The organism is Oryzisolibacter propanilivorax, from assembly GCF_900103645.1.
Lineage (GTDB): Bacteria > Pseudomonadota > Gammaproteobacteria > Burkholderiales > Burkholderiaceae_C > Melaminivora > Melaminivora propanilivorax.
The window spans coordinates 576,988-599,029 of record NZ_FNHP01000002.1 but is presented as its reverse complement, the minus strand read 5'-3'; the positions used below and the strand labels follow the sequence as shown (position 1 = coordinate 599,029).

22 protein-coding genes are annotated in these 22,042 nt (G+C 70.3%); 11 read left to right on the top strand and 11 right to left on the bottom strand.

Going from position 1 to position 22,042, the window contains the following annotated elements:
• Nucleotides 1-110 precede the first annotated feature (110 nt).
• Nucleotides 111-749: a MarC family protein gene (locus tag BLQ61_RS05415; protein WP_091567427.1), complete on the top strand. Its 639-nt coding sequence runs from the start codon at nt 111-113 to the stop codon at nt 747-749.
• Between the two features lie 34 nt (nt 750-783).
• On the opposite strand, the gene BLQ61_RS05410 is transcribed toward BLQ61_RS05415, so the two are convergent.
• From BLQ61_RS05410 to BLQ61_RS05380, 7 genes are all read right to left on the bottom strand, one after another.
• Nucleotides 784-1,275, bottom strand: coding sequence for a hemerythrin domain-containing protein (locus BLQ61_RS05410; RefSeq protein ID WP_091567426.1), 492 nt, complete (start codon nt 1,273-1,275; stop codon nt 784-786).
• 197 nt (nt 1,276-1,472) lie between these two features.
• Complete coding sequence (locus tag BLQ61_RS05405; RefSeq protein WP_091567425.1) at nt 1,473-2,051, bottom strand: hypothetical protein; 579 nt, start codon at nt 2,049-2,051, stop codon at nt 1,473-1,475.
• A gap of 64 nt (nt 2,052-2,115) precedes the next feature.
• A complete protein-coding gene (locus BLQ61_RS05400) occupies nt 2,116-2,331 on the bottom strand; it encodes a CsbD family protein (protein ID WP_091567424.1) in 216 nt (71 codons plus the stop codon).
• 281 nt (nt 2,332-2,612) lie between these two features.
• The gene (locus BLQ61_RS05395) at nt 2,613-3,293 is read right to left on the bottom strand and encodes an ABC-type transport auxiliary lipoprotein family protein (protein ID WP_091567423.1); all 681 of its coding nucleotides are present in this window, start codon (nt 3,291-3,293) and stop codon (nt 2,613-2,615) included.
• A 22-nt stretch (nt 3,294-3,315) separates the two neighbouring features.
• Nucleotides 3,316-4,293, bottom strand: a complete 978-nt coding sequence (locus BLQ61_RS05390) for an MlaD family protein (protein ID WP_091567422.1) — start codon at nt 4,291-4,293, stop codon at nt 3,316-3,318.
• Complete coding sequence (locus tag BLQ61_RS05385; protein WP_091567420.1) at nt 4,293-5,102, bottom strand: ABC transporter ATP-binding protein; 810 nt, start codon at nt 5,100-5,102, stop codon at nt 4,293-4,295. Before BLQ61_RS05385 ends, BLQ61_RS05390 begins: the two co-directional genes overlap by 1 nt.
• 4 nt (nt 5,103-5,106) lie before the next feature.
• Nucleotides 5,107-6,228 (bottom strand): MlaE family ABC transporter permease, encoded by a 1,122-nt coding sequence (locus tag BLQ61_RS05380; protein ID WP_091567418.1) that lies wholly within the window; start codon nt 6,226-6,228, stop codon nt 5,107-5,109.
• A 194-nt stretch (nt 6,229-6,422) separates the two neighbouring features.
• On the opposite strand from BLQ61_RS05380, the gene BLQ61_RS05375 reads away from it, so the two are divergent.
• The 7 genes from BLQ61_RS05375 to BLQ61_RS05345 all read left to right on the top strand — a co-directional run bounded on the left by BLQ61_RS05375 (nt 6,423) and on the right by BLQ61_RS05345 (nt 13,949).
• Nucleotides 6,423-8,111: a GMC family oxidoreductase gene (locus tag BLQ61_RS05375; RefSeq protein ID WP_091567416.1), complete on the top strand. Its 1,689-nt coding sequence runs from the start codon at nt 6,423-6,425 to the stop codon at nt 8,109-8,111.
• Nucleotides 8,112-8,429: 318 nt separating this feature from the next.
• Nucleotides 8,430-9,188 carry a sulfite exporter TauE/SafE family protein gene (locus BLQ61_RS05370; protein ID WP_091567414.1) on the top strand — a complete coding sequence of 253 codons (759 nt, stop codon included), beginning with the start codon at nt 8,430-8,432 and terminating at the stop codon, nt 9,186-9,188.
• Nucleotides 9,189-9,232: 44 nt separating this feature from the next.
• Nucleotides 9,233-10,144 (top strand): arginase, encoded by a 912-nt coding sequence (gene rocF, locus BLQ61_RS05365; RefSeq protein ID WP_091567412.1) that lies wholly within the window; start codon nt 9,233-9,235, stop codon nt 10,142-10,144.
• Nucleotides 10,145-10,374: 230 nt separating this feature from the next.
• On the top strand, nt 10,375-11,139 hold the full coding sequence (locus BLQ61_RS05360; RefSeq protein ID WP_091567410.1) for an ABC transporter substrate-binding protein: 765 nt from the start codon (nt 10,375-10,377) through the stop codon (nt 11,137-11,139).
• Nucleotides 11,140-11,247: 108 nt separating this feature from the next.
• Nucleotides 11,248-12,030, top strand: coding sequence for an amino acid ABC transporter permease (locus BLQ61_RS05355; protein WP_091567408.1), 783 nt, complete (start codon nt 11,248-11,250; stop codon nt 12,028-12,030).
• Nucleotides 12,031-12,195: 165 nt separating this feature from the next.
• Complete coding sequence (locus BLQ61_RS05350) at nt 12,196-12,948, top strand: amino acid ABC transporter ATP-binding protein (RefSeq protein WP_091567406.1); 753 nt, start codon at nt 12,196-12,198, stop codon at nt 12,946-12,948.
• Nucleotides 12,949-13,052: 104 nt separating this feature from the next.
• Nucleotides 13,053-13,949: a DMT family transporter gene (locus BLQ61_RS05345; protein ID WP_091567404.1), complete on the top strand. Its 897-nt coding sequence runs from the start codon at nt 13,053-13,055 to the stop codon at nt 13,947-13,949.
• Between the two features lie 15 nt (nt 13,950-13,964).
• Here the strand turns inward: BLQ61_RS05345 and mrdA are convergent, their stop codons facing one another.
• From mrdA to BLQ61_RS05325, 4 genes are all read right to left on the bottom strand, one after another.
• A complete protein-coding gene (gene mrdA / locus BLQ61_RS05340; protein ID WP_091567402.1) occupies nt 13,965-15,914 on the bottom strand; it encodes a penicillin-binding protein 2 in 1,950 nt (649 codons plus the stop codon).
• 1 nt (nt 15,915) lies between these two features.
• Complete coding sequence (gene mreD / locus BLQ61_RS05335; protein WP_091567400.1) at nt 15,916-16,434, bottom strand: rod shape-determining protein MreD; 519 nt, start codon at nt 16,432-16,434, stop codon at nt 15,916-15,918.
• Nucleotides 16,431-17,390: a rod shape-determining protein MreC gene (gene mreC / locus BLQ61_RS05330; RefSeq protein WP_091567399.1), complete on the bottom strand. Its 960-nt coding sequence runs from the start codon at nt 17,388-17,390 to the stop codon at nt 16,431-16,433. Before mreC ends, mreD begins: the two co-directional genes overlap by 4 nt.
• 69 nt (nt 17,391-17,459) lie before the next feature.
• Nucleotides 17,460-18,503 carry a rod shape-determining protein gene (locus BLQ61_RS05325; protein WP_091567398.1) on the bottom strand — a complete coding sequence of 348 codons (1,044 nt, stop codon included), beginning with the start codon at nt 18,501-18,503 and terminating at the stop codon, nt 17,460-17,462.
• Between the two features lie 218 nt (nt 18,504-18,721).
• On the opposite strand from BLQ61_RS05325, the gene gatC reads away from it, so the two are divergent.
• The 3 genes from gatC to gatB are packed head-to-tail and all read left to right on the top strand — an operon-like array spanning nt 18,722 to nt 22,022.
• Complete coding sequence (gatC, locus tag BLQ61_RS05320; RefSeq protein WP_091567396.1) at nt 18,722-19,021, top strand: Asp-tRNA(Asn)/Glu-tRNA(Gln) amidotransferase subunit GatC; 300 nt, start codon at nt 18,722-18,724, stop codon at nt 19,019-19,021.
• Between the two features lie 17 nt (nt 19,022-19,038).
• Nucleotides 19,039-20,553 carry an Asp-tRNA(Asn)/Glu-tRNA(Gln) amidotransferase subunit GatA gene (gene gatA, locus BLQ61_RS05315; RefSeq protein WP_091567569.1) on the top strand — a complete coding sequence of 505 codons (1,515 nt, stop codon included), beginning with the start codon at nt 19,039-19,041 and terminating at the stop codon, nt 20,551-20,553.
• A 23-nt stretch (nt 20,554-20,576) separates the two neighbouring features.
• Nucleotides 20,577-22,022: an Asp-tRNA(Asn)/Glu-tRNA(Gln) amidotransferase subunit GatB gene (gene gatB, locus BLQ61_RS05310; protein WP_091567394.1), complete on the top strand. Its 1,446-nt coding sequence runs from the start codon at nt 20,577-20,579 to the stop codon at nt 22,020-22,022.
• Nucleotides 22,023-22,042: the final 20 nt, after the last annotated feature.

Below are 22,042 nucleotides of genomic sequence, written 5' to 3'. Positions count from 1 at the left end.
GCGGCAGGGGCAGATTTGTGCGTTCCAATAGCGGCTTCCATTGTTGCCGCCAGGAGCCGTCCACCATGCCAGCCAACACCGCCATCGCCGCCCCCGCCGGAGACTGACCGATGGACTGGATCAAGCCGCTGGTGGCCCTGCTGGCCATCGTCAATCCGCTGGCCATCGTGCCGTTCTTCATCCACTACACCGAGGGCTTCAACGCCGAGCAGCGCCGGCGCACCATCCAGGTCTCGGCCTTCACGGCGTTCTGCGTGATCGCCGTATGCGCGCTGCTGGGGCTGCAGATCCTGGCGTTCTTCAGCATCTCGCTGCAGAGCTTCCAGGTCGGCGGCGGGCTGCTGCTCTTGATCAGCGCGGTGAACATGCTCAACGCCCGCCCGGCCGAGGCCAAGCCGCAGGAGCGCGTGCTGCAGGCCGGCGCCGAAAAGGCCGCCCAGGGCGACAGCGTGGCGGTGGTGCCGCTGACCATTCCGCTGCTCACCGGCCCGGCCAGCATGTCCACGGTGGTGATCTACGCCGACCGCGCGCAGACCGTCTGGCAGCACGCGGCGCTGGTCGGCTACGGGGTGGTGATCGCGCTGGCCACGGCGCTGTGTTTTTCGCTGGCCGACCCGATCGCGCGCGTGCTCGGGCGCACCGGGATCAACGTCATGACGCGGCTGCTGGGGCTGATCCTGGCGGCGCTGGCGGTGGAGGTCATGGCCGACGGGCTGAACCACCTGTTCCCCGGCCTGGCCGGGCGCTGACGCGGCAACCAGGCTCAGGCGGCCTGCCGAACGTTCAGGCGGCCTGCGGCGTGGGCGTCGAGCAGGCGCCGCCGCAGCCGTGGATGACCTGCGCTGGCAACGCCTCGGGCAATGCCATCTGCGCCGTCGCGGGGTCGAAGCCGACTTCGCGCAGGTGCGCGGCCAGCGACGAGTCCATGCTCTGCGCGTGCAGCGGGAACCACGCACCCAGCTCGGCCGCCATCTCGCGCGCCAGCGTGCAGTCGCCGGCGGCGGCCTTGTCCAGGCCCTCGCGCAGCGAGGTCAACACCATGGCGTGGTGCGTGGTATGGCAGTTGCCCTCGGCAAAGCCGGTGGCGCGCATCCAGCGGTCTTCCTGCGCGAAATGCTCGGCCGTGTGCTCGACCAGTTCGCGGAACGCGGGCACGAAGCGCGCGTCGCCTTCCTCACCCTGCGCCGCCTGCAGCAGCTGCACGAATTCGATGTGCGTCTGGTCCATCTGCTCCAGCCCCAGCGCCAGATCGCCGCTCCACTCCAGTGTGGCCATGCCCTTAGCTCCCGCTTCCAGTGGCGGAGGCCGCGCGCAGCCTTCGCCGGTATGACAAAGGAGCGAATCTAGGCGGCTGCGCCAGCGCGCGCCTTGACGCTGGTCAAGGCACGTGGCCAGGCACAAAAAAAACCCCGCTGCGCGGGGCGGCGGGGCTGGATGCCAGCGCAGCTGGCGAAAGGCTTGGAGTGTCCGAATTACTGGGCGTACATGCGCTTGGCATCAGCCACGCACTTGTCCTTGGTGTCGCCGCTCATGCTGTCGCAGCGCTCCTTGGCGGCCTTGTAATCGGCTTCGCGCTTTTCCTCGGCGGCATCCTTCTTGGCTTCGGCGACGTCGGCGCGCTTGTCGGCCATGTCGTTGGTCGGCTTGGCCTGGGCCTTGGCGACCTTGGCGTCTTCCTTGGCCTTCACGTGGGCGGCCTTGGCGTCCTTCACGCAGACATCCTTGGCGTTGCCCGACAGGTCGTCGCACTTTTCCTTGGCGACCTCGTAGTTGGCGTCGGCGCGGGCCTCGTGCACCTTATAGGTGTGCTTGTCGCTGGGCTTGTACTGGGCCTCCAGCTCGGCCTTGGCGACCTTCTCATTGCCCTTGGCCTCCTTCTGGCAGACATCCTTGGCGTTGTCCTTGAGGGTGTCGCACTGTGCCTTGGCAGCCTTGTAATCAGCCTCGATGCGGTTCTTGGCGGCGCTGTGCTCTTCCTTGGTCATGGCCATGCCGGAAGTGGCAAGCAGGCCCGCGATGGCCAGGGCCATCAGGTTGCGCATATGTGTCATGGTCGTGTTCCTTCTCTCTGACTTGAAATTTTTGGCGGGGGCTAGGGGAATGGCGCGTGGCGCCTCAGTCCCAGCGGAAATCGGGGTTGGCGCGCTCCCAGTTCTTCAGCTGGTCCTCGGCGGCGTCCTGGGCCAGGCCTTCGCGCTCCTGCAGCTTGCCCAGCATCTGGTCGCGCTTGCCGGCGATGACGTCCAGGTCGTCGTCGGTCAGCTTGCCCCACTGCTCCTTGACCTTGCCAGTGAACTGCTTCCAGTTGCCCTTGATGCGGTCTTCATTCATGACGGTTCTCCTTCAACGATGTTCCAGTTCCAGGAAACGGGTGGTGATGCTCGCCCGCCGGTGCCGGGCTCCAGGTGACCGGGCCGGCGCCCCGAAAGGCGATGGAAGCACTGTAGAAGCGGCGCCGGGCGTGGCCTGTGGGCAGGCGGTGGCGCCTGGCGTCAGCCGCTCACCCAGCCCGCGTGTAGGCCGCACCGCCGCCCAGCGGCCGTGGCGCAGGCAAAAAAAAGACGTGCGCTGCACGTCCTGGGGGCGCATGCCGCGTCCGGGCGCGGCGGCGTTCAGCGGCCCAGCTGGCGCAGCCAGGCCGCGACCTCGGTGGCCGCCTGGGCGGCGGCCTCGGACAGCGCGCGCGCACCGCCGGCGGCGTCGGCGCTGGGCGCGGGCCGGCGCACCTCGAACACGCGCTGCGCGACCAGCGTCTCGCCGCGCGCGCTGGCGTCGGCCACCGAGACACGCAGGCGCAGCAGGCCGTGGCTTTGCGCCGGCGACTCGAACACCTGGCTGAATTCCTCCAGCTGCGCGCGCAGCACGGTGGGCATGCGGTCCTGCTGCAGCAGCGTGGCCAGGCCGTCGTCGCCGGACAGCACGGCGCGCCCGGCGCCCAGATGGGCGCGCAGCGCCTGCTGCACCAGCAGCGCCGGCGGCTGGCTCCAGCGCGCCTGGCTGTAGGGCTGCAGCTGCTGGGCATTGGCGTAGACCAGGCGGTACAGCAGCGCCGAGCTGCCCTCGGGCAGGCCGACGGTCTCCACGTCGGCCAGCGCCAGCGGCGCCAGCGCGGCGGCGGCGTCCGGCGCGGGCACCACCACCGTTCCCGGGCCGAAGTCGTACACGTCGGGCCGCGCCGGGGGCTTGGGCAGCACCGAGCAGCCGCTTGCCATCAGCCCGGCCAGAACACAGGCAAAAAGGGCTCCAGCCCTGGTGGAACAACGGCGATCAGCTATGGTTTTGATAGTTTGCATGGCAACAATCCGGTGGCGCGTGTCAGGGGCGGGCGGGCGGCGGGGCGAAGCCGGGCTCGCCCGGGCCGGCCGCGGCCTCGCCCGGGCCATAGAGCAGCGACTGCGGGTTGTCGCTGATGCCGCTGGCGGTGCGGCCCAGGCGGCGCGCGGCGCGCGCGGTCTCGTCGGCGGCGTGGTTCAGGCGCGGCAGGGTGACGCGGCCGAAGCGGTCGGCGGCGGCGGCCAGCGACTTCGAGCCGGCGGCGATCTCCTGGATCGGCCCACCCTCGGCGCTCAGGCCGCGCACCGTGGCGCCGATGTCCTCGGCGGCGCGCCCGGCGCTGTCGCCGGCCTGGCGCAGTGCGGCCAGGGTCTGGCGCGCGTCCTGCGCCACCTGCGGCACCACCGCCAGCGCCGGGTCAAGGCGCGTGTCCACGGTGCGCTCCAGGCGCTGCGCCAGCTGGTTGACGCTGCCGGCGGCTTGGCCCAGCTGCTCCAGCGCGGTGGCGAAGCGCTGCTGGTTGTCCTCGCCCAGCAGCTCGTTGATGCGCTTGGTCACCTCCTGCACCTGGCCCAGGATGGCCGGGCCCTGCTCGGCCAGCTGGCTCAAGGGCGAGCTCTTGAGCGGCAGGCGCGGCAGGCCGCTGGCGCCGGGCGCGGGCTGCGGCAGGGGCTTCTTGGCGTCGTCCAGCTGGATGTGCGCCAGGCCCGTGACGCCCTGGTAGCCCAGGGTGGCGAAGGTCGTCGGGCTGATGGGCGCGGCGCGGTCCACGGCGATGCGGATCAGCACGTTGCCGCTGGCCTGGGGGTCGAAGCCGATGCTGGTGACCTTGCCCACGGCCACGCCCTTGTAGCGCACCGCGGCCTGCGGCTGCAGGCCGCTGACGCTGTCCTTGCTGGACAGCTCGTAGAGGTTGTAGGCGGTCTGGTCGCGCGTCAGCCACAGCGCCAGGCCGGTCAGCAGCGCGGCGACCACCAGCACGAAGGCGCCCGCGGCCAGGGCGTGGGACTTGTTTTCCATCAGGCTTTTTCCTCGCTCTCCCGGGCGCGGCGTCCGCGCTCGCCCAGGAAAAATTGTTCGATGAACGGGTGCTGGAACTGCATCACCTCGTCCGGCGTGCCTTCCACGATCACGCGCCGCTCGGCCAGCACCGCCACGCGCGTGGACAGCGCGAACAGCGAGTCCAGGTCGTGCGTCACCATGATGACGGTGAGCCCTAGCGCGGCGTGCAGCTCCAGCAGCAGCTGGCAGAACTCGTCCGAGCTGTTCGGGTCCAGCCCGGCGGTAGGCTCGTCCAGCAGCAGCAGCGGCGGGTCCATGATCAGCGCGCGCGCCAGCGCCGCGCGCTTGATCATCCCGCCCGACAGGTCGGACGGCATGCGCGTGCCGTGCTCGGCCTTCAGCCCCACCATGCGCAGCTTGACCAGGGCGGCGTCGGTGATGACCCCGTCGGGCAGCGTGCCCAACTCGCGCAGCGCGAAAGCGATGTTCTCCAGCACGCTGAACGCCGAGAACAGCGCGCCGTGCTGGAACAGCATGCCCACGCGGCTGCTGGCGCCCTCGCCGCCCAGCTCCGTCGCCGGTCGGCCCAGCACCGTCACGCTGCCACGCGTGGGGGTCGTCAGGCCCAGGATGTGGCGCAGCAGCACCGTCTTGCCGGTACCCGAGCCGCCGACCAGCGACAGGATCTCGCCGCGGCGCACCGTCAGATCCAAGTGCTCGTGCACCGTGAACGCGTCCGACCCCTTGCCGAAGACCGTGGCCAGGTCGCGGATCTCGACCACCGGCGGCGCGTCGGCGGATGGGACGGGTGCGGACAGCTGCGCCATGGCCTCAGAAGCCCACGTTCTTGAACGCCACCGCGAACAGCGCGTCCACGATGATGACCATGGTGATGGCGCTGACCACCGAGGCGGTCGTGCCCTGCCCCAGGCTCTGCGTGTTGGGCTCGACGCGCAGGCCCCAGTGGCAGCCGATCAGCGCGATGAAAATGCCGAAGACCACCGACTTGGCCATCGCCAGCCACAGGTTGGCCACGCCCACGGCGTTCGGCAGCGCCTGCGCGAAGTACGCCGGCGAGATGCCCATGGCCAGGTCCGCCGCCAGCATGCCGCCGGCCAGCGCCGCCAGCGTGGTCCACAGCGCGATCAGCGGCATCGCCACCCCCAGCGCCAGCGCGCGCGGCATGACCAGCCGAAAGCCGTGCGGGATGCCCATGACGCGCATCGCGTCCAGCTCCTCGGTCACGCGCATCACGCCGATCTGCGCGGTGATGGCCGAGCCCGAGCGCCCGGCCACCAGGATGGCGCCCAGCATCGGCCCCAGCTCGCGGATCAGCGAGATGCCCAGGATGTTGACGATGAAGGCCTCGGCGCCGAACTGGCGCAGCTGCAGGCTCATCAGATAGGCCAGCACCACGCCGATCAGGAAGCCCACCAGCGCGGTGATCGGCAGCGCCGTCGCGCCCATGCGGAACAGGTGGCCCGAGATGTCGCGCCACGGCCCGCGCGCCGGCTGGCGCAGCAGCCGCAGCACGTCCAGCAGCAGCTGGCCGATCAGCTGCACCAGGTGCTGCAGATGGTCCAGCGCGTGCAGCACGCGCGTGCCCAGGCTGTCCAGCGCGCGGCCCAGGCTGGCGCGCTGGCGCGCCGGGCGCTCGGTGGTGAACTCGGCCACGCGCTCGATCATGTCGCGGTGCGCGTCGCCGATCTGCAGCTGCTCGGGCCAGCGCTGGCGCCACTGGTCCCACAGCAGCTGCGCGCCGATGTGGTCCAGGCGCGTGATGGCCGAGAGGTCCCAGGCAGCGTCTGGCCGCGTGCCCTGCAGCTGGCGCAGCAGGCGGCGCGCGCCGGCGCGCTGGGCCAGCGCGGCGGCCACCCAGTCACCGGCCGCCAGCACCCGCGCGGGCTGCTGCGCGTCCTCGCGGGTCAGGGTGGGCAGGGTCAGGCCGGGCATGGAGGGGGAGTTTTGCACAATCGCGCGCCGGCCTCGCGGAGCTTTGAAAAAACATCCATATCGGCCTGCAGCCCTTACAACACAAGGGCATGCCGCTACGCAAAGCATAGCTTGCAGGACTTTCCCCCTGGACAGCCGGGCGCGTCTTCGGACAATGCCCCGACCGCCTGTCAGCCAGGCGCGATAAGCCTGCCATGAGCCACGACAACACCACTTTCGACACCATCATCGTCGGCGCCGGCACCGCCGGCAGCCTGCTGGCCAACCGCCTGAGCGCCGAGCGCGGCCGGCGCGTGCTGCTGCTGGAAGCCGGCGGCAAGGACGACTACCACTGGATCCACATCCCGGTGGGCTACCTGCACTGCATCGGCAATCCGCGCACCGACTGGCTGTACCAGACCGAAGCCGACGCCGGCCTGAACGGGCGCAGCCTGCGCTACCCGCGCGGCAAGGTGCTGGGCGGGTGCAGCAGCATCAACGGCATGATCTACATGCGCGGCCAGGCGCGCGACTACGAGCACTGGGCCGACGTGACGGGCGACGATGCCTGGCGCTGGCGCAATGTGCTGGGCGCCTTTCGTCGCCACGAGGACCATTGGCGCCTGGACCAGCCCGGCCAGGCGGATGCGGCGTTCGAGCAGCTGCACGGCAACCGGCGCACCGGCAGCAGCGGCGAGTGGCGCGTGGAACGCCAGCGCCTGCGCTGGGACATCCTGGACGCCTTCGCCCAGGCCGCGCAGCAGGCCGGCATCCCGGCCACCCAGGATTTCAACGGCGGCGACAACGAGGGCGTGGGTTACTTCGAGGTCAACCAAAAGGGCGGCTGGCGCTGGAACACCGCCAAGGCCTTCCTGCGCCCGACCTGCTACGGCCGGCCCAATTTCGAGCTGTGGACGCACGCCCAGGCCACGCGCCTGGTCACCGAGCGCCAGCCGGACGGCACGCTGCGCTGCACCGGCGTGCAGGTCTGGACCGGCCGCGAGATGGTCACCGCGCATGCCCGCGGCGAGGTGCTGCTGTGCGCCGGCGCGGTGAATTCGCCGCAGCTGCTGCAGCTGTCGGGCATCGGCCCGGGGGCGCTGCTGCAGTCGCACGGCATCCCAGTGCTGCACGAGCTGCCCGGCGTGGGCGCCAACCTGCAGGACCACCTGCAGATCCGCGCCGTGTACCAGGTGCGGGACGTGCCGACGCTGAACCAGTTGGCCGCCAGCGTGTGGGGCAAGGCGCGCATCGGGCTGGAATACGCCCTGCGCCGCAGCGGGCCGATGAGCATGGCGCCGTCGCAGCTGGGCGCCTTCACGCGCAGCAGCCCGGACCGGCCACACGCCAACCTGCAGTTCCACGTCCAGCCGCTGTCGCTGGACGCCTTCGGCGAGCCGCTGCACGCCTTCCCGGCGTTCACCGCCAGTGTCTGCAACCTGAACCCCAGCAGCCGCGGCAGCGTCACGATCAAAAGCGCGCGCTTCGAGGACGCGCCGGCCATCGCGCCGAATTACCTGTCCACCCCCGAGGACCGCCAGGTCGCCGCCGACAGCCTGCGCGTGGTGCGCCGCATCGCCGGGCAGCCGGCGTTGGCGCGCTATGCGCCGCAGGAATACAAGCCCGGCCCGCAATACCAAAGCGACGAGGAACTGGCGCGCCTGGCCGGCGACATCGCCACCACCATCTTCCACCCCGTCGGCACCACCCGCATGGGCCGCGAGGACGACCCGCTGGCGGTGCTGGACGCGCGCCTGCGCGTGCGCGGCGTGGCCGGCCTGCGCGTGGTGGACGCGGGCGCCATGCCGACCATCACCAGCGGCAACACCAACAGTCCGACGCTGATGCTGGCCGAGATGGCCGCGCAGTGGCTGCGCCGCGGCGACGACCAGGCAAGTAACTGACTGCAAAAAGCATCATTCGCCGACAACGCGGGAAATCCCCGATGTGACAACTGCATGACTTGATTACATTGCCCCCACTCGACGCGCGCCTCGGCACGCCACGCGAGGGGACCGAGGAGACAGACAAAACACAACAACACCAACACACAATCAGGCGCCCACAAGAGGCGCCTTTTTGCACCCAGCACCTGCCCGCAAGGCAGGTGCTTTTTTTTGCGCGCTTTTCGGCTGTTTGGCATCGAATCGGCCTCCAGCCCATGCAGATCAAGGGCCTGCAGCTATCAATAGTGAAGTGCCGGCGATGCGACAATCCGCGCCATGGAATGGATCATCGTCACGCTGGCCTCGCTGCTGGCCGGCTTCGTGGACGCCATCGTCGGCGGCGGCGGGCTGATACTGCTGCCCGCGCTGTTCGCCACCTTCCCCGCCGCCGCGCCGGCCACGCTCATGGGCACCAACAAGAGCGCCGCCATCTGGGGCACCGGCATCGCCACCTGGCAGTACAGCCGGCGCGTGACCATGCCCTGGCGCGCCATGCTGCCGGCCACCGCCGCGGGTTTTGCCGGCGCCTTCCTGGGCGCCTGGGTGGTGACGCTGATCTCGGCCGACTTCCTGCGCAAGCTGCTGCCGCTGGTGCTGGTGGCGCTGCTGCTCTACACCCTGGCGAAGAAGGAGCTGGGGCGCACGCACGCGCCGCGCCTGGCCGGTGGCGCGGAAACCTGGGCGGCCAGCCTCATCGGCTTGGGGATCGGCTTCTACGACGGCTTCTTCGGTCCGGGCACCGGCAGCTTCTTCGTGTTCCTGTTCGTGCGGGTGCTGGGCTACGACTTCCTGCACGCCTCGGCCTCGGCCAAGCTGCTGAACCTGGCGACCAACGTGGCCGCGCTGCTCCTGTTCGCCGCCAAGGGCCACGTCTGGTGGCACTTCGCCCTGCCGCTGGCGGTGGCCAACGTGGTCGGCAGCCTGCTGGGCGCGCACCTGGCGCTCAAGCACGGCGCGGGCTTCGTGCGCGGCATCTTCATCTTCGTGGTCGGCGCGCTGATCCTGAAAACCGGCTGGGACGCCTTCCTGCGCTGAGCCCCGCTGCCTGCCCCCTTGTTTGCCCTGACCGGAGGACCGTGATGACCACCGTGACCCTGATCGGCGCGCCCACCGATGTCGGCGCCAGCGTGCTGGGCGCCAGCATGGGGCCGGATGCGCTGCGCATCGCCGGCATCGCCCGCGCGCTGCGCGCGCTGGGGCTGGAGGTGCGCGACGCCGGCAACCTGCCCGGCCCCGGCAACCCGCAGGCACTGGCGCAGGACGGCCTGCGCCACCTGCAGGAGGTGGTGCAGTGGAACCGCGCGGTGTTCGGCGCCACCGCCGCCGCCCTGGGCCAGGGCCGCCTACCGCTGCTGATGGGCGGCGACCACTGCCTGGCGATCGGCTCCATCAGCGCCGTGGCGGCGCACTGCCGCGCGCGCGGCCGCCGGCTGAAGGTGCTGTGGTTCGATGCCCACGCCGACGCCAACACGCCCGGCACCTCGCCCAGCGGCAACCTGCACGGCATGCCGGTGGCCTGCCTGATGGGGCACGGCCCGCGCACGCTCACCGCACTGGCCGGCCAGCCGGCGCTGGCGCCGGGGCAGATCACGCAGATCGGCGTGCGCAGCGTGGACGCGGTGGAAAAGCGCTTCGTCGCCGAGCACGGCATCGCGGTGCACGACATGCGCAGCATCGACGAGCACGGCATGCGCGCGGTGATGCAGCAGGCGCTGGCCGACGTGGACGCGGACACGCACCTGCATGTCAGCTTCGACATGGACGCCATGGACCCGTCGGTGGCGCCCGGCGTGGGCACCGACGTGCGCGGCGGCCTGACCTACCGCGAGACCCAGCTGTGCATGGAAATGCTGGCCGACTGCGGGCAACTGGCCTCGGCCGACCTGGTGGAGCTGAACCCGGCGCTGGACGTGCGCAACCAGACCGCCGAGCTGGCGGTGGACCTGCTGGAGAGCCTGTTCGGCAAGTCCACCCTGGTGCGTGCGCGCTGAAGCCGCGCGCGGACAAACCGCACGCCCGTGCTTTTCTTGGCAAAACCCGTGCACCGCCGCGGGTTTGAGCCCATGTCGGTGGTCAAAAGCGCCTCTTTATAATGCGCCACCCCGCGCTGCCCGCCCATCCGGCGGGTGCCATGCGTGGGCAGATTTCGCCCCGGGCGGCGCTTTTCCCATCCCCTGCGCCCGCCCGGCGTCCGTGCCCTGAACCACCCCGCAGGAACCCCATGAAGATGCTCAAGACCCTGGCCGCTGCCGCCCTGGCGCTGTGCGCCGCTGCCACCGTGCAGGCCCGTCCGCTGGCCGAGATCGAGAAAAGCGGCACCATCGTTCTTGGCTCCGAGGGCCAGTACGCCCCGTTCAACTTCTTCAAGGGCAAGGAACTCACCGGCTACGAAATCGAGGTCGCCGAGGCCGTGGCCAAGAAGATGGGCCTGAAGTACGAGTGGAAGACGGTGGGTTTCGACGCCCTGCTGACCGGCCTGGCACAGGACCGCTGGGACCTGGTGATCGCCTCGCACGCCATCACCGATGAGCGCTCCAAGGCCGTCACCTTCACGCTGCCGCACTACTGCTCGGGTGGCCAGATCGTCTCCATGAAGCCGGAGATCGCCAAGGCCGGCGACCTGAAGGGCAAGGTGGTCGCGGTGCAGACCGGCACCACCTATCTGGACGCGGTGAAGAAGGTGCCGGGCATCAAAGACGTTAAGAACTTCCCCACCGACGAGGCCGCGCGCAACGCGCTCGGCTCCAAGCGCGTGGACGCCTGGGTGACCGACAAATTCGTCGCCAAGGAGATGCTGGCCAAGGTGCCCAAGGCCGGCTTCAAGACCGGCGACATGCTGTTCGTCGAGCAGGTCGCCGCCGCCGTGGCCAAGGGCAACCAGGGCCTGGCCGACGCCTGGAACCAGGCGCTGAAGGCCCTCATCGCCGACGGCACCATCGGCAAGATCTCGCAGAAGTACTTCCAGGAAGACGTGACCTGCAAGTGACACGCGGCCTGCCCACAGCCGTCTGGCCGGCAGGCTTTTCGATGCTTTGATGCGCGCCGGGCCGTTGTGCCCGGCGCGCGCGTTTCGCCCCCGACCCTTTTTTCCCACATGCTTGTCGCTCTCTGGCCCTCGCACTGGAGCCGCCCGCAGCGCAGCAACGCGACGCTGGTGGCCGCGCTGGTGCTGATGGCACTGGTCCTGTCGCTGCTGGGCCGGCTGCTGTCGCTGTTTCCCGAGCCCATCGGCTCCAACGCCGCGCTGTTCGCCGAAGGCGCGCTCACCACGCTGGAGCTGACGCTGGTGGCCGGCACCGCCGGCCTGATCCTGGGCACGGCGGCGGCGCTGGCGCGCACCTCGCGCTGGATCGGCCTGCGCTGGCTGGCCAGCTTCTACATCTGGGCGATCCGCGGCACGCCGCTGCTGGTGCAGATCCTGTTCGTGTACTTCGCGCTGCCGGTGCTGGTGCCGTGGCTGAACCTGCCGGACTTCGCCGCCGCCGTGGTCGCCCTGGGCCTGAACGTCGGCGCCTACAACGCCGAGGCCATCCGCGCCGGCCTGCTGGCCGTGCCGCGCGGGCAGACCGAGGCCGCGCGCGCGCTGGGGCTGCCGCGCTCGCGCGTGTTCCTGGACGTGGTCTTCCCGCAGGCCTTCAAGATCGCCCTGCCGCCGCTGGTGAGCAACTTCGTGGCGCTGCTCAAGGACTCTTCGCTGGCCTATGCCATCGGCGTGGTCGAGCTGACCAACGTCGGCAACCGCATCCAGTCGGCCACCTTCCAGCCGGTGGCGACGCTGACCACGGTGGCCATCACCTACCTGATCCTGACCACGCTGGTGACGCAGGTGACGCATGCCATCGAACACCGCTTCGATGTCGAAGGAAGAGTCAAGTGAGCAACCCCCTGAGCCGCTGCGCGGCTTCCCCCTTCTCTGGCGCGCGCGTTGCGCGCTGGGAAGGGGGACGACGCCACTGGGCCGGCGAAGCCGGACCCACGGCGTCTGCTGGGCTGGCGGGTGTCTGTATCGACCGTTGCGCCCTGATTTTTGCGGCCTGCTGCCATGAGTGATTCTTCTACCGCCACCCCCTACATCGTCTGCCAGGACGTGCGCAAGGCCTTCGGCAGCCACGAAGTCCTGAAAGGTGTGTCCACGCAGTTCTGCACCGGCGAGGTCACGACCATTATCGGCGCCTCGGGCTCGGGCAAGAGCACGCTCTTGCGCGCCATCAACCGGCTGGAGCCGCACGACAGCGGCTCGATCACCATCGGCGGCGTGCCGGTGACGGACGACCAGCGCACGCTGCAGGCGCAGCGCTGCGAGGTGGGCATGGTGTTCCAGCAGTTCAACCTGTTCGGGCATCTCACGGTGCTGGACAACCTGACGCTGGCGCCGCGGCGCGTCCACCGCACGGCGCGCGGCGAGGCCAACGACCGCGCCATGCAGCTCTTGAAGCGCGTGGGCATGCAGGACCACGCGCACAAGTACCCCTGGCAGCTCTCTGGCGGGCAGCAGCAGCGCGTGGCGATCGCCCGCGCGCTGGCCATGGCGCCCAAGGTCATGCTGTTCGACGAGCCGACCAGCGCCCTGGACCCGGAGATGGTGCAGGAGGTGCTGGACGTGATGCGCGAGCTGGCGCGCGGCGGCATGACCATGATCGTGGTGACGCATGAGATGGGCTTTGCCCGCGAGGTGGCCGACCGGGTGATGTTCTTCGACCAGGGCTGCATCGCGCACGACGCGCCGCCGGCGGAGTTCTTCGGCCAGCCGGCCAGCGAGCGCATCCGCTCGTTCCTGCGGCGCATGAACGCCTGAGCGCGCGCTGCCCAGCGGCCTGGGCGCCAGGCCAGGACTTTCAGTCAAAAACGGCTCCAGCCCTTATTCCATAAGGGCGTGCAGCTATCATTCCAATAGTAAACATGCGTTCAGAACGCCAGGGGCTGCTGGCCCTGCTGCTGGTGGTGGCCGTGTGGGGCACTACCTTTCCCGCGATGAAGCTGCTGTCGGCGCAGCTGGACGCGCTGCAGATCATCTGGGTGCGCTTCGCCATCGCCCTGCTGGTGCTGGCACCGATGTGGCGCGGCCTGCGTGCGCCGGAAGCGCGCTGGGGCGCGTTCCTGGGCGCGCTGCTGTTCATCGCCTTCTGGCTGCAGGTCGAGGGCCTGGCGCGCACCAGCAGCAACCGCAACGCCTTCGTCACCGGGCTGAACGTGCTGGTGGTGCCGGTGCTGGCGATGGCCGTGCTGGGCCGGCGCTACGGCGCCGCGCTGTGGCTGGCCTGCGCCATGGCGCTGGCCGGCATGGTGCTGATGTTCCACGAGGACGCGCCGTGGAACCTGGGCGACTCGCTGACGCTGGGCAGCACGCTGTTCTACGCCGTCTACATCCTGGTGCTGGAGGAATGCGCGCGCCGCACCGCCCGCCAGCCGCTGCGCGCCACGCGCCTGGCGGCGATGCAGGCGCTGGTGATGTGCGCCGCCGCCGGCGTGCTGCTGCTGGCACGCCATGGCGGCATGGCCAGCACCTGGGACGCCCTCGGCGCCCTGCCCGGCCCTAGCCTGGCGGCGCTGGTCTACCTGGGGGTGGTCGCCAGCGTGGTGGTGGTGACGCTGCAGGCCTGGGGCCAGCAGCGCGTGGACGCCATGCGCAGCGCCATCGTCTTCGGGCTGGAGCCGGTGTTCGCCGCGCTCACCGCCTGGGTGCTGATCGGCGAGACGCTGGGCGCGAGCGGCCTGGCCGGGGCGGCATTGATCGTGGCGGCGCTCATCGCCAGCCAGCTGCAGCCGCCGCGCGTGGCGCCAGCAGCGACGGCCTGACCCGGCCGCGCGGCCTCAAGGTGCGGCGGCCGCGGGCAGCTCCACCTCTTCCGCCCGCCGCGGCGTGCCGATCGGCGCGCCTGCCTGGCCCCGGGCGGCGGCGGCGATGTCCTCCTCGCTCGGGTACTGGCCCAGCAGCCAGTAGTCGAACACGCGCCGCACGATGGGCGCGGCGGCGGCCGAGCCGAAACCGGCGTTCTCCACGATGATGGCCACCGCCACCTTCGGGTCCTCCACCGGCGCGAAAGCGGCGAACAGCGAGTGGTCGCGCTGGTGCTCGGCCAGCAGCGCGGCGTTGTACTTGGTGCCCTGGGCCCAGGCGGCGGCCTGCGCCGTGCCGGTCTTGCCGGCGGCGGCATAGGGCGCGCCGGCGAACACGCGCCGGCCGGTGCCGGCCTCGATCACCGCGCGCAGGCCCTTGTGGATGGTCTCGATGTGCCGCGGCTTGTAGCCCAGCGATTCCCCGGGCGGTTGCTGCACCTCGGTGACCGCCCCGGTGACCTGGTCCTTCACCGCCTTGATCAGGTGCGGGCGGTGGCGCGTGCCGCCGTTGGCCAGCGTCGCCTCGGCCACCGCCAGCTGCAGCATGGTGAAGCTGTTGTAGCCTTGGCCGATGCCCAGCGACACGGTCTCGCCGGAGAACCAGCGCTTGGCCTCGGCGCGCTTGTAGGCGCTCCTCTTCCACTCGGTGCTGGGCAGCACGCCGCGCACCTCTCCCCCTAAGTCGATGCCGGTGATCTGGCCGAAGCCCAGCGGAGCCATGAAGTCGTGGATGGCATCCACCCCCATCTCCACGGCCAGCGAATAGAAGTAGGTGTTGCTCGAATACTGGATGGCCCGCACCATGTCCACGCCGCCCAGGCCGCCGGGGTGGCTGCGGAAGGTGCGCCCGCCGTAGTTGTAGTAGCCCGGGTCGTTGACCACCACGCTGGCGGCGCGCTTGCCGGTCTCCAGCGCCGCCAGCGCCATGAACGGCTTGTAGGTCGAGCCCGGCGGATAGGTGCCGCGCAGCGCGCGGTTGAGCAGCGGCTTGTTGATGGATTCGTTCAGCGCCTGCCAGTTTTCCTGGTCGATGCCCTCGACGAACAGGTTCGGGTCGAATGTCGGCTTGGACACCAGCGCCAGCACCTCGCCGTTGCGCGGGTCCAGCGCCACCAGCGCGCCGCGGCGCTCGCCGAACAGGTCCTCGACCATCTTCTGCAGCTTGATGTCCAGCGACAGCATGACGGTGTTGCCGGGCGTCGCCGGGTGGCTTTCCAGGCGGCGCACCGCGTAGCCGCCGGCCGACGTCTCCAGCAGCTCCACGCCGGTGTGGCCGTGCAGCGTGGCCTCGAAGCTCTGTTCTACGCCCAGCTTGCCGATGTAGTCGGTGCCGCGGTAGTTGGCCGCGTCCTCGGAGTCCTCGATGCGTTCCTTCTCGCGCTGGTTGATGCGGCCGATGTAGCCGATGGCGTGGCTGCCGACCTCGCCCAGCGGGTAGGTGCGGAACAGCCGCGCCTTGATGTCCACGCCGGGAAAGCGCCAGCGCTGCGCGGCGAAGCGTGCCACCTCCTCGTCGGACAGGCGGGTGCGGATCGGCAGCGAGTCGAAGCGGCGCGATTCGTCCATCAGCCGCTTGAAGCGGCGCCGGTCGCGCTGCTGGATGTCCACGATCTCGGCCAGCTGGTCGATGGTCGCGTCCACATCCATCGAGCGCGTGGGCGTGATCTCCAGCGTGTAGGCCGAGTAGTTGGTCGCCAGCAGCACGCCGTTGCGGTCCAGGATCTGGCCGCGGTTGGGGACGATGGGCACCACGGCGGTGCGGTTGCTCTCGGCCTGGTCCGCCAGGCCCTCGTGGCGCACCACCTGCAGCACGTACAGGCGCGCGGCGATCAGCCCGAAGGCCAGCAGCACCACCAGCCCCACCACCACCACGCGCAGGCGAAAGCGCCACGCATCGGCCTGGGCATTGCGCAGCTCGGTCATGTCACAGCGGGCGGTTCTGGTCCTGGTCCGGCGGGCGGCGCTGCGGCGCCAGCAGCAGCCAGCTGGCCAGCGGCCACAGCAGCGTCTCCAGCAACGGTGCCAGCAGCAGCGTCCAGTCGGGCAGTAGCCCGCCGCCGGCCACGCGCAGCGCCGCCTGCAGCAGGTGGGCGGCGAGGAACACCGGCCCCAGCTGCAGCGCCTGCATCAGCGCGCCGAACCACAGCAGCCGGCGCGCCGCCGCCTGCACCGCGAACACCGCCAGCGCGTACACCAGTGCGTGCTGGCCCAGCAGCGCCGACTGCTGCACGTCCAGCACCAGGCCCATGGCGAAGGCCAGGCCCATGCCCACGCGCCCGGGCTGCTGCAGCGCCCAGAACAGCAGCAGCAGCAGCACCCAGTCGGGCGTCCACAGCACCCGCCCCAGCGGCAGCATGGACAGCGCCAGGGCAATGAGCAGGCTCAAGGCGATGAACGCCGGGCGCACCGGCATCAGCAGCGGCTGGCCGCGCGGCATGATCATCGGCGGCCCCCCTTGGCGGCAGCCTCGGCGGCCGGGGTGGACTGCACGCGCTTCTTCTGGCCGGCCGCGGGCTCGGGCGGGGGCAACTCAGGCAGCGCCGCGGCCACCGGCTCCAGCAGCATGACGTGGCGCGCGCCCTGCATCTGCGCCAGCGGCTCGCAGTAGATGCGCGCGAAGGTGGAGTCGGCGCGGCGCTCGACGTGCACCACGCGCGCCACCGGCAGGCCGGGCGGATAGACGCCGTCGATGCCGCTGGTGGCCAGCAGGTCGCCCTCCTGCACATCGGTATTGCCGGGCGTGAAGCGCAGCTCCATGCCGCCGCCGTGCGCCGCCACCGGGTCGCCATAGGCCACGCTGCGCGCGCCGGTGCGCACGTTCAGCACGGGGATGGCCTGGTCGCGGTCGATGAGCAGCGTGACCTCGCTCAGGGCCGGGTGCACGCGCGTGACCTGGCCGAGCACGCCGCGCGCGTCCATGACCGGCGAGCCCGGCGCGACGCCGGCCAGCTGGCCCTGGTCGACCACCACCCGGCGGGTATAGGCGTCGGGCGTGTCGTACAGCACCTGGGCGGCGCGTGCCGGCGTGGTGATGCGCTCACGCAGCGCCAGCAGCTCGCGCAGCTGGGTGTTCTCGCTCAGCAGCTGCTCGGCCTGGCCGGCGCGCTGCGCCAGCTGCACCAGGGCCTGCTGCGCGCTGTCGCGCTCGTGCTGCGCCTGCTCCAGGGACTGCAGGCGCTCCGCCCCCTGGCTGATGAACTGCACCGGCTGCAGCATCAGCCACTGCAGCGGGTAGAGCACCGTCGCCACCGCATTGCGCAGCGGCTCGGTGACGCGAAAGCGTGCGTCGGCGACCATCAGGAACAGCGCCAGCGCGGCGTACAGCAGCAGCCGCGCGCGCGGCGACGGCCCGTGGCGAAACAGCGAGGGCGCGGTGCGTTCAAGCGTTCCCGGGGGCATGCGTCGGACAGGGCGGGCTGCGGGGCGCGGTGGCGGCCCAGGCCAGCGCCTGCACGCCGCCGGGCGCCATTAGTCGCTGGTGAAGATGCCGCCCTGGCGCTCCATGCGCTCCAGCGCCATGCCGCAGCCGCGCACCACGCAGGTCAGGGGCTCCTCGGCCACCAGCACCGGCAGGCCGGTTTCCTCGGCCAGCAGGCGGTCCAGGTCGCGCAGCAGCGCGCCGCCGCCGGTGAGCATCATGCCGCGCTCGGCGATGTCGGCGCCCAGCTCAGGCGGGGTCTGCTCCAGCGCATTCTTGACGGCGCTGACGATCTGGTTGAGCGGCTCGGTCAGGGCCTCCAGCACCTCGTTGCTGGAGATGGTGAAGCTGCGCGGCACGCCCTCGGACAGGTTGCGGCCCTTGACCTCCATCTCGTGCACCTCGGCGCCGGGAAAGGCGCTGCCGATGTTCTTCTTGATGGCCTCGGCGGTGGGCTCGCCGATCAGCATGCCGTAGTTGCGCCGAATGTAGTTGATGATCGACTCGTCGAACTTGTCGCCGCCCACGCGCACGCTGCCCTTATAGACCATGCCGCCCAGGCTGATGACGCCAACCTCGGTGGTGCCGCCGCCGATGTCCACGACCATCGAGCCCGAGGCTTCGGACACCGGCAGCCCGGCGCCGATGCCGGCGGCCATGGGTTCCTCGATCAGGTAGACGGCGGTGGCGCCGGCGGCCTCGGCCGCGTCTTTGATGGCGCGGCGCTCGACCTGGGTGGAGCCGCAGGGCACGCAGATGATGATGCGCGGGCTGGGGGTCAGCACCGAGCGCGGATGCACCATCTTGATGAACTGCTTGATCATCTGCTCGGTGATCACGAAGTCGGCGATCACGCCGTCCTTCATCGGGCGGATGGCCTCGATGTTGCCCGGCACCTTGCCCAGCATGGCCTTGGCCTCGCGCCCCACCGCCTGGATCACCTTCTTGCCATGCGGCCCGCCCTCGTGGCGGATGGCCACCACCGAGGGCTCGTCCAGCACGATGCCCTTGTCGCGGGCGAAGATCAGGGTGTTGGCGGTACCGAGGTCGATGGCCAGGTCGGTGGAAAAGTACCGACGCAGTGATCCGAACATGCAGGGGTCCTCAATGCAGGACGGCAGGCAGGTCGGCTGGCCGTCACCGTCAAAATCTCGAAGGGTCTCAGGGGCAGGGGGGCTTTTTTCGCACGGTCACCGGCGCTGCGGGAGGGCGTGGCGGCAAAGGCGGGATAATAACGCATCCCCTGTGAATAACTTTGCGCGCCGACGAGCGGGATGGTCAGCTTTACATCCAGTTGCGGCGCCTTTTTTCTATGGCATTGACCCCCCAGGACATCGCCCGCATCGCCCATCTGGCGCGGCTGGAGCTCGACCCCGCCGAGGGCGAGCGCATGCTCACCACCATCAACGACTTCTTCGCCATCGTCGAGAAGATGCAGGCGGTGGACACCACCGGCGTGGCGCCGCTGGCGCATCCGCTGGCGGCCGTGCAGCCCGTGGCGCTGCGCCTGCACGAGGACGTGGCCAGCGAGCCGAACCGGCGCGAGGCCTACCAGGCGAACGCCCCGGCGGTCGAGGGCGGGCTGTTCCTGGTGCCGCGGGTGATCGAGTGAACGGCGGGGACCACGGCATGCAACAGACGACTTCCATTTCATCTTCCGGCGCCGCGCTGCACGAGCAGGGCGTCGCCGCGCTGGCGGCGCAGCTGCGCGCCAGGCAGGTCAGCGCCGAGGAACTGGCCCGGCACTTCCTGGCCCGCGCGCAGGCGCGCCAGGACCTGGCTGCCTTCCTCGCCATCGACGCGGACGCCACCCTGGCGCAGGCGCGCGTCCAGGACCAGGCCATCGCCGCCGGCAGCGCCGGCCCGCTGGCCGGCGTGCCCATCGGCCACAAGGACGTGTTCGTCACGCGCGACTTCCCCACCACCGCCGCCAGCCGCATGCTGGCCGGCTACCGCTCGCCGTTCGACGCCACCATCGTCGCCAACCTGGCCGACGCCGGCTGCGTGACGCTGGGCAAGCTCAGCTGCGACGAGTTCGCCATGGGCGGCAGCAACGAGAACGCCGCCGTGCCGGCCGTGGGCCTGGACGCGGCCCAGCCGGTGCGCAACCCGTGGGACACGGCGCGCATTCCGGGCGGCTCCTCGGGCGGCTCGGCCGCGGCGGTGGCTGCCAGCCTGGTGCCCGGCGCCACGGCCAGCGACACCGGCGGCTCGATCCGCCAGCCGGCCGCTTTATGCGGCATCACCGGCATCAAGCCGACCTACGGCCGCGCCAGCCGCCACGGCATGATCGCCTACGCCTCCAGCCTGGACCAGGCCGGCGTCATGGCGCGCACGGCCGCAGACTGCGCGCTGCTGCTGAGCCACCTGTGCGGCCCGGACGTCGAGCGCGACTCGACCAGCCTGGACCGGCCCGCCGAGGACTTCACGCGCCAGCTCACAGGCCGCATCGACGGCCTGCGCATCGGCGTGCCGCGCGAGTTCTTCGCCGAGGGCCTGCAGGACGACGTGCGCGCCGCCGTGCAGGCCGCGCTGAAGGAATACGAAAAGCTCGGCGCCACGCTGGTCGACATCTCGCTGCCGCGCACCGACCTGGCCGTGCCGGTCTACTACATCCTGAGCCCGGCCGAGGCCTCGTCCAACCTGTCGCGCTTCGACGGCGTGCGCTACGGCCACCGCGCCAAGGATTACAGCGACCTGCTGGACATGTACAAGAAGTCGCGCTCCGAGGCCTTCGGCGAGGAAGTCAAGCGGCGCATCATGATCGGCGCCTACGTGCTGTCCGAGGGCTACTACGACGCCTACTACCTGCAGGCGCAGCGCCTGCGCCGCATGATCGCCGACGACCTGCAAAGCGCCTTCACCCAATGCGACGTGATCGCCGGGCCGGTGTCGCCCAGCGTGGCCTGGGAGATCGGCGCCAAGACCGACCCGCTGGCGACCTACCTGGCCGATATCTACACCCTGCCCGCATCGCTGGCTGGCCTGCCCGCCATGAGCACGCCCGCGGGCTTCGGCGCGCATGGCCTGCCGGTGGGCCTGCAGCTGATCGGCAACCACTTCGAGGAAGCGCAACTGCTGAACGTGGCGCACGCGTTGCAGCAGGCCACCGACTTCCACCAGCGCCGCCCGGCCGGCGCCTGACCCCGCACCGCCCTCCCTTGCACATGACAGCCACACTCATCCAGGGCTACGAGGTCGTGATCGGCTTCGAGACGCACGCCCAGCTGGCCACCGCCAGCAAGATCTTCAGCCGCGCCAGCACCGCCTTCGGCGCCGAGCCCAACACCCAGGCCAGCGCCGTCGACCTGGCGCTGCCCGGCACGCTGCCGGTGATGAACAAGAAAGCGGTGGAACTCGCCATCCGCCTGGGGCTGGCGCTGGGCAGCCACATCGCGCCCGAAAGCATCTTCGCGCGCAAGAACTACTTCTACCCGGACCTGCCCAAGGGCTACCAGATCAGCCAGTTCGAGATCCCCGTGGTGCAGGGCGGCGAGGTGTCGTTCCTGCTCGGCGAGGACAAGAAGACCGTGCGGCTGGTGCGTGCGCACCTGGAAGAAGACGCCGGCAAGTCGCTGCACGAGGACTTCATCGGCATGAGCGGCATCGACCTGAACCGCGCCGGCACGCCGCTGCTGGAGATCGTGACCGAACCCGACATGCGCAGCACGGAAGAAGCCGTGGCCTATGCCAAGGAACTGCACAAGATCGTCACCTGGATCGGCATCTGCGACGGCAACATGCAGGAAGGGTCGTTTCGCTGCGACGCCAACGTCTCGGTCAGGAAGCCCGGCCAGCCCCTGGGCACGCGCCGCGAGATCAAGAACCTGAACTCGTTCCGCTCGATGCAGCAGGCGATCGATTACGAGATCCGCTGGCAGATCGAGCAGCTCGAGGACGGCCACACGATCCAACAGGCCACCGTGCTGTTCGACCCCGACACCGGCGAGACGCGCGCCATGCGCACCAAGGAGGACGCGGCCGACTACCGTTACTTCCCCGACCCGGACCTGCCGCCGCTGGTCGTCGCGCCCGAATGGATCGAGCAGGTGCGCGCCGCCATGCCCGAGCTGCCGCGCGCCATGGCCGCGCGCTTCGTGCAGCAGTACGGCCTGCCCGAATACGACGCCACCACGCTGACGCAAAGCCAGGCCATGGCCGCCTATTTCGAGCAGGCGGCGCAGCTCAGCGGCCAGCCGAAGCTGGCGAGCAACTGGGTCATGGGCGAGATCTCGCGCCGGCTGAATGCCGAGGAGATCGGCATGGAGCAGGTGCGCGTGCCGGCCGCGCAGCTCGCCGCGCTGATCGGACGCATCCAGGACGGCACCATCAGCCACAACGCCGCGCGCCAGGTGTTCGAGGCGCTCTGGTCCGGCGAGGGCCAGGAGGTAGACGCACTGATCGAGGCCAAGGGCCTGAAGCAGATGAGCGACACCGGGGCACTGGAAGCCATCGTGGACGAGGTCATCGCGGCCAATGCTGCCAACGTCGAGCAGTACCGCGCCGGCAAGGACAAGGCGTTCAACGCGCTGGTCGGTCAGGTCATGAAGGCCAGCCGCGGCAAAGCCAACCCGCAGCAGGTCAATGCGCTGCTGAAAAGCCGGCTGGACTGAATTTCAGGCCAAATCTGACG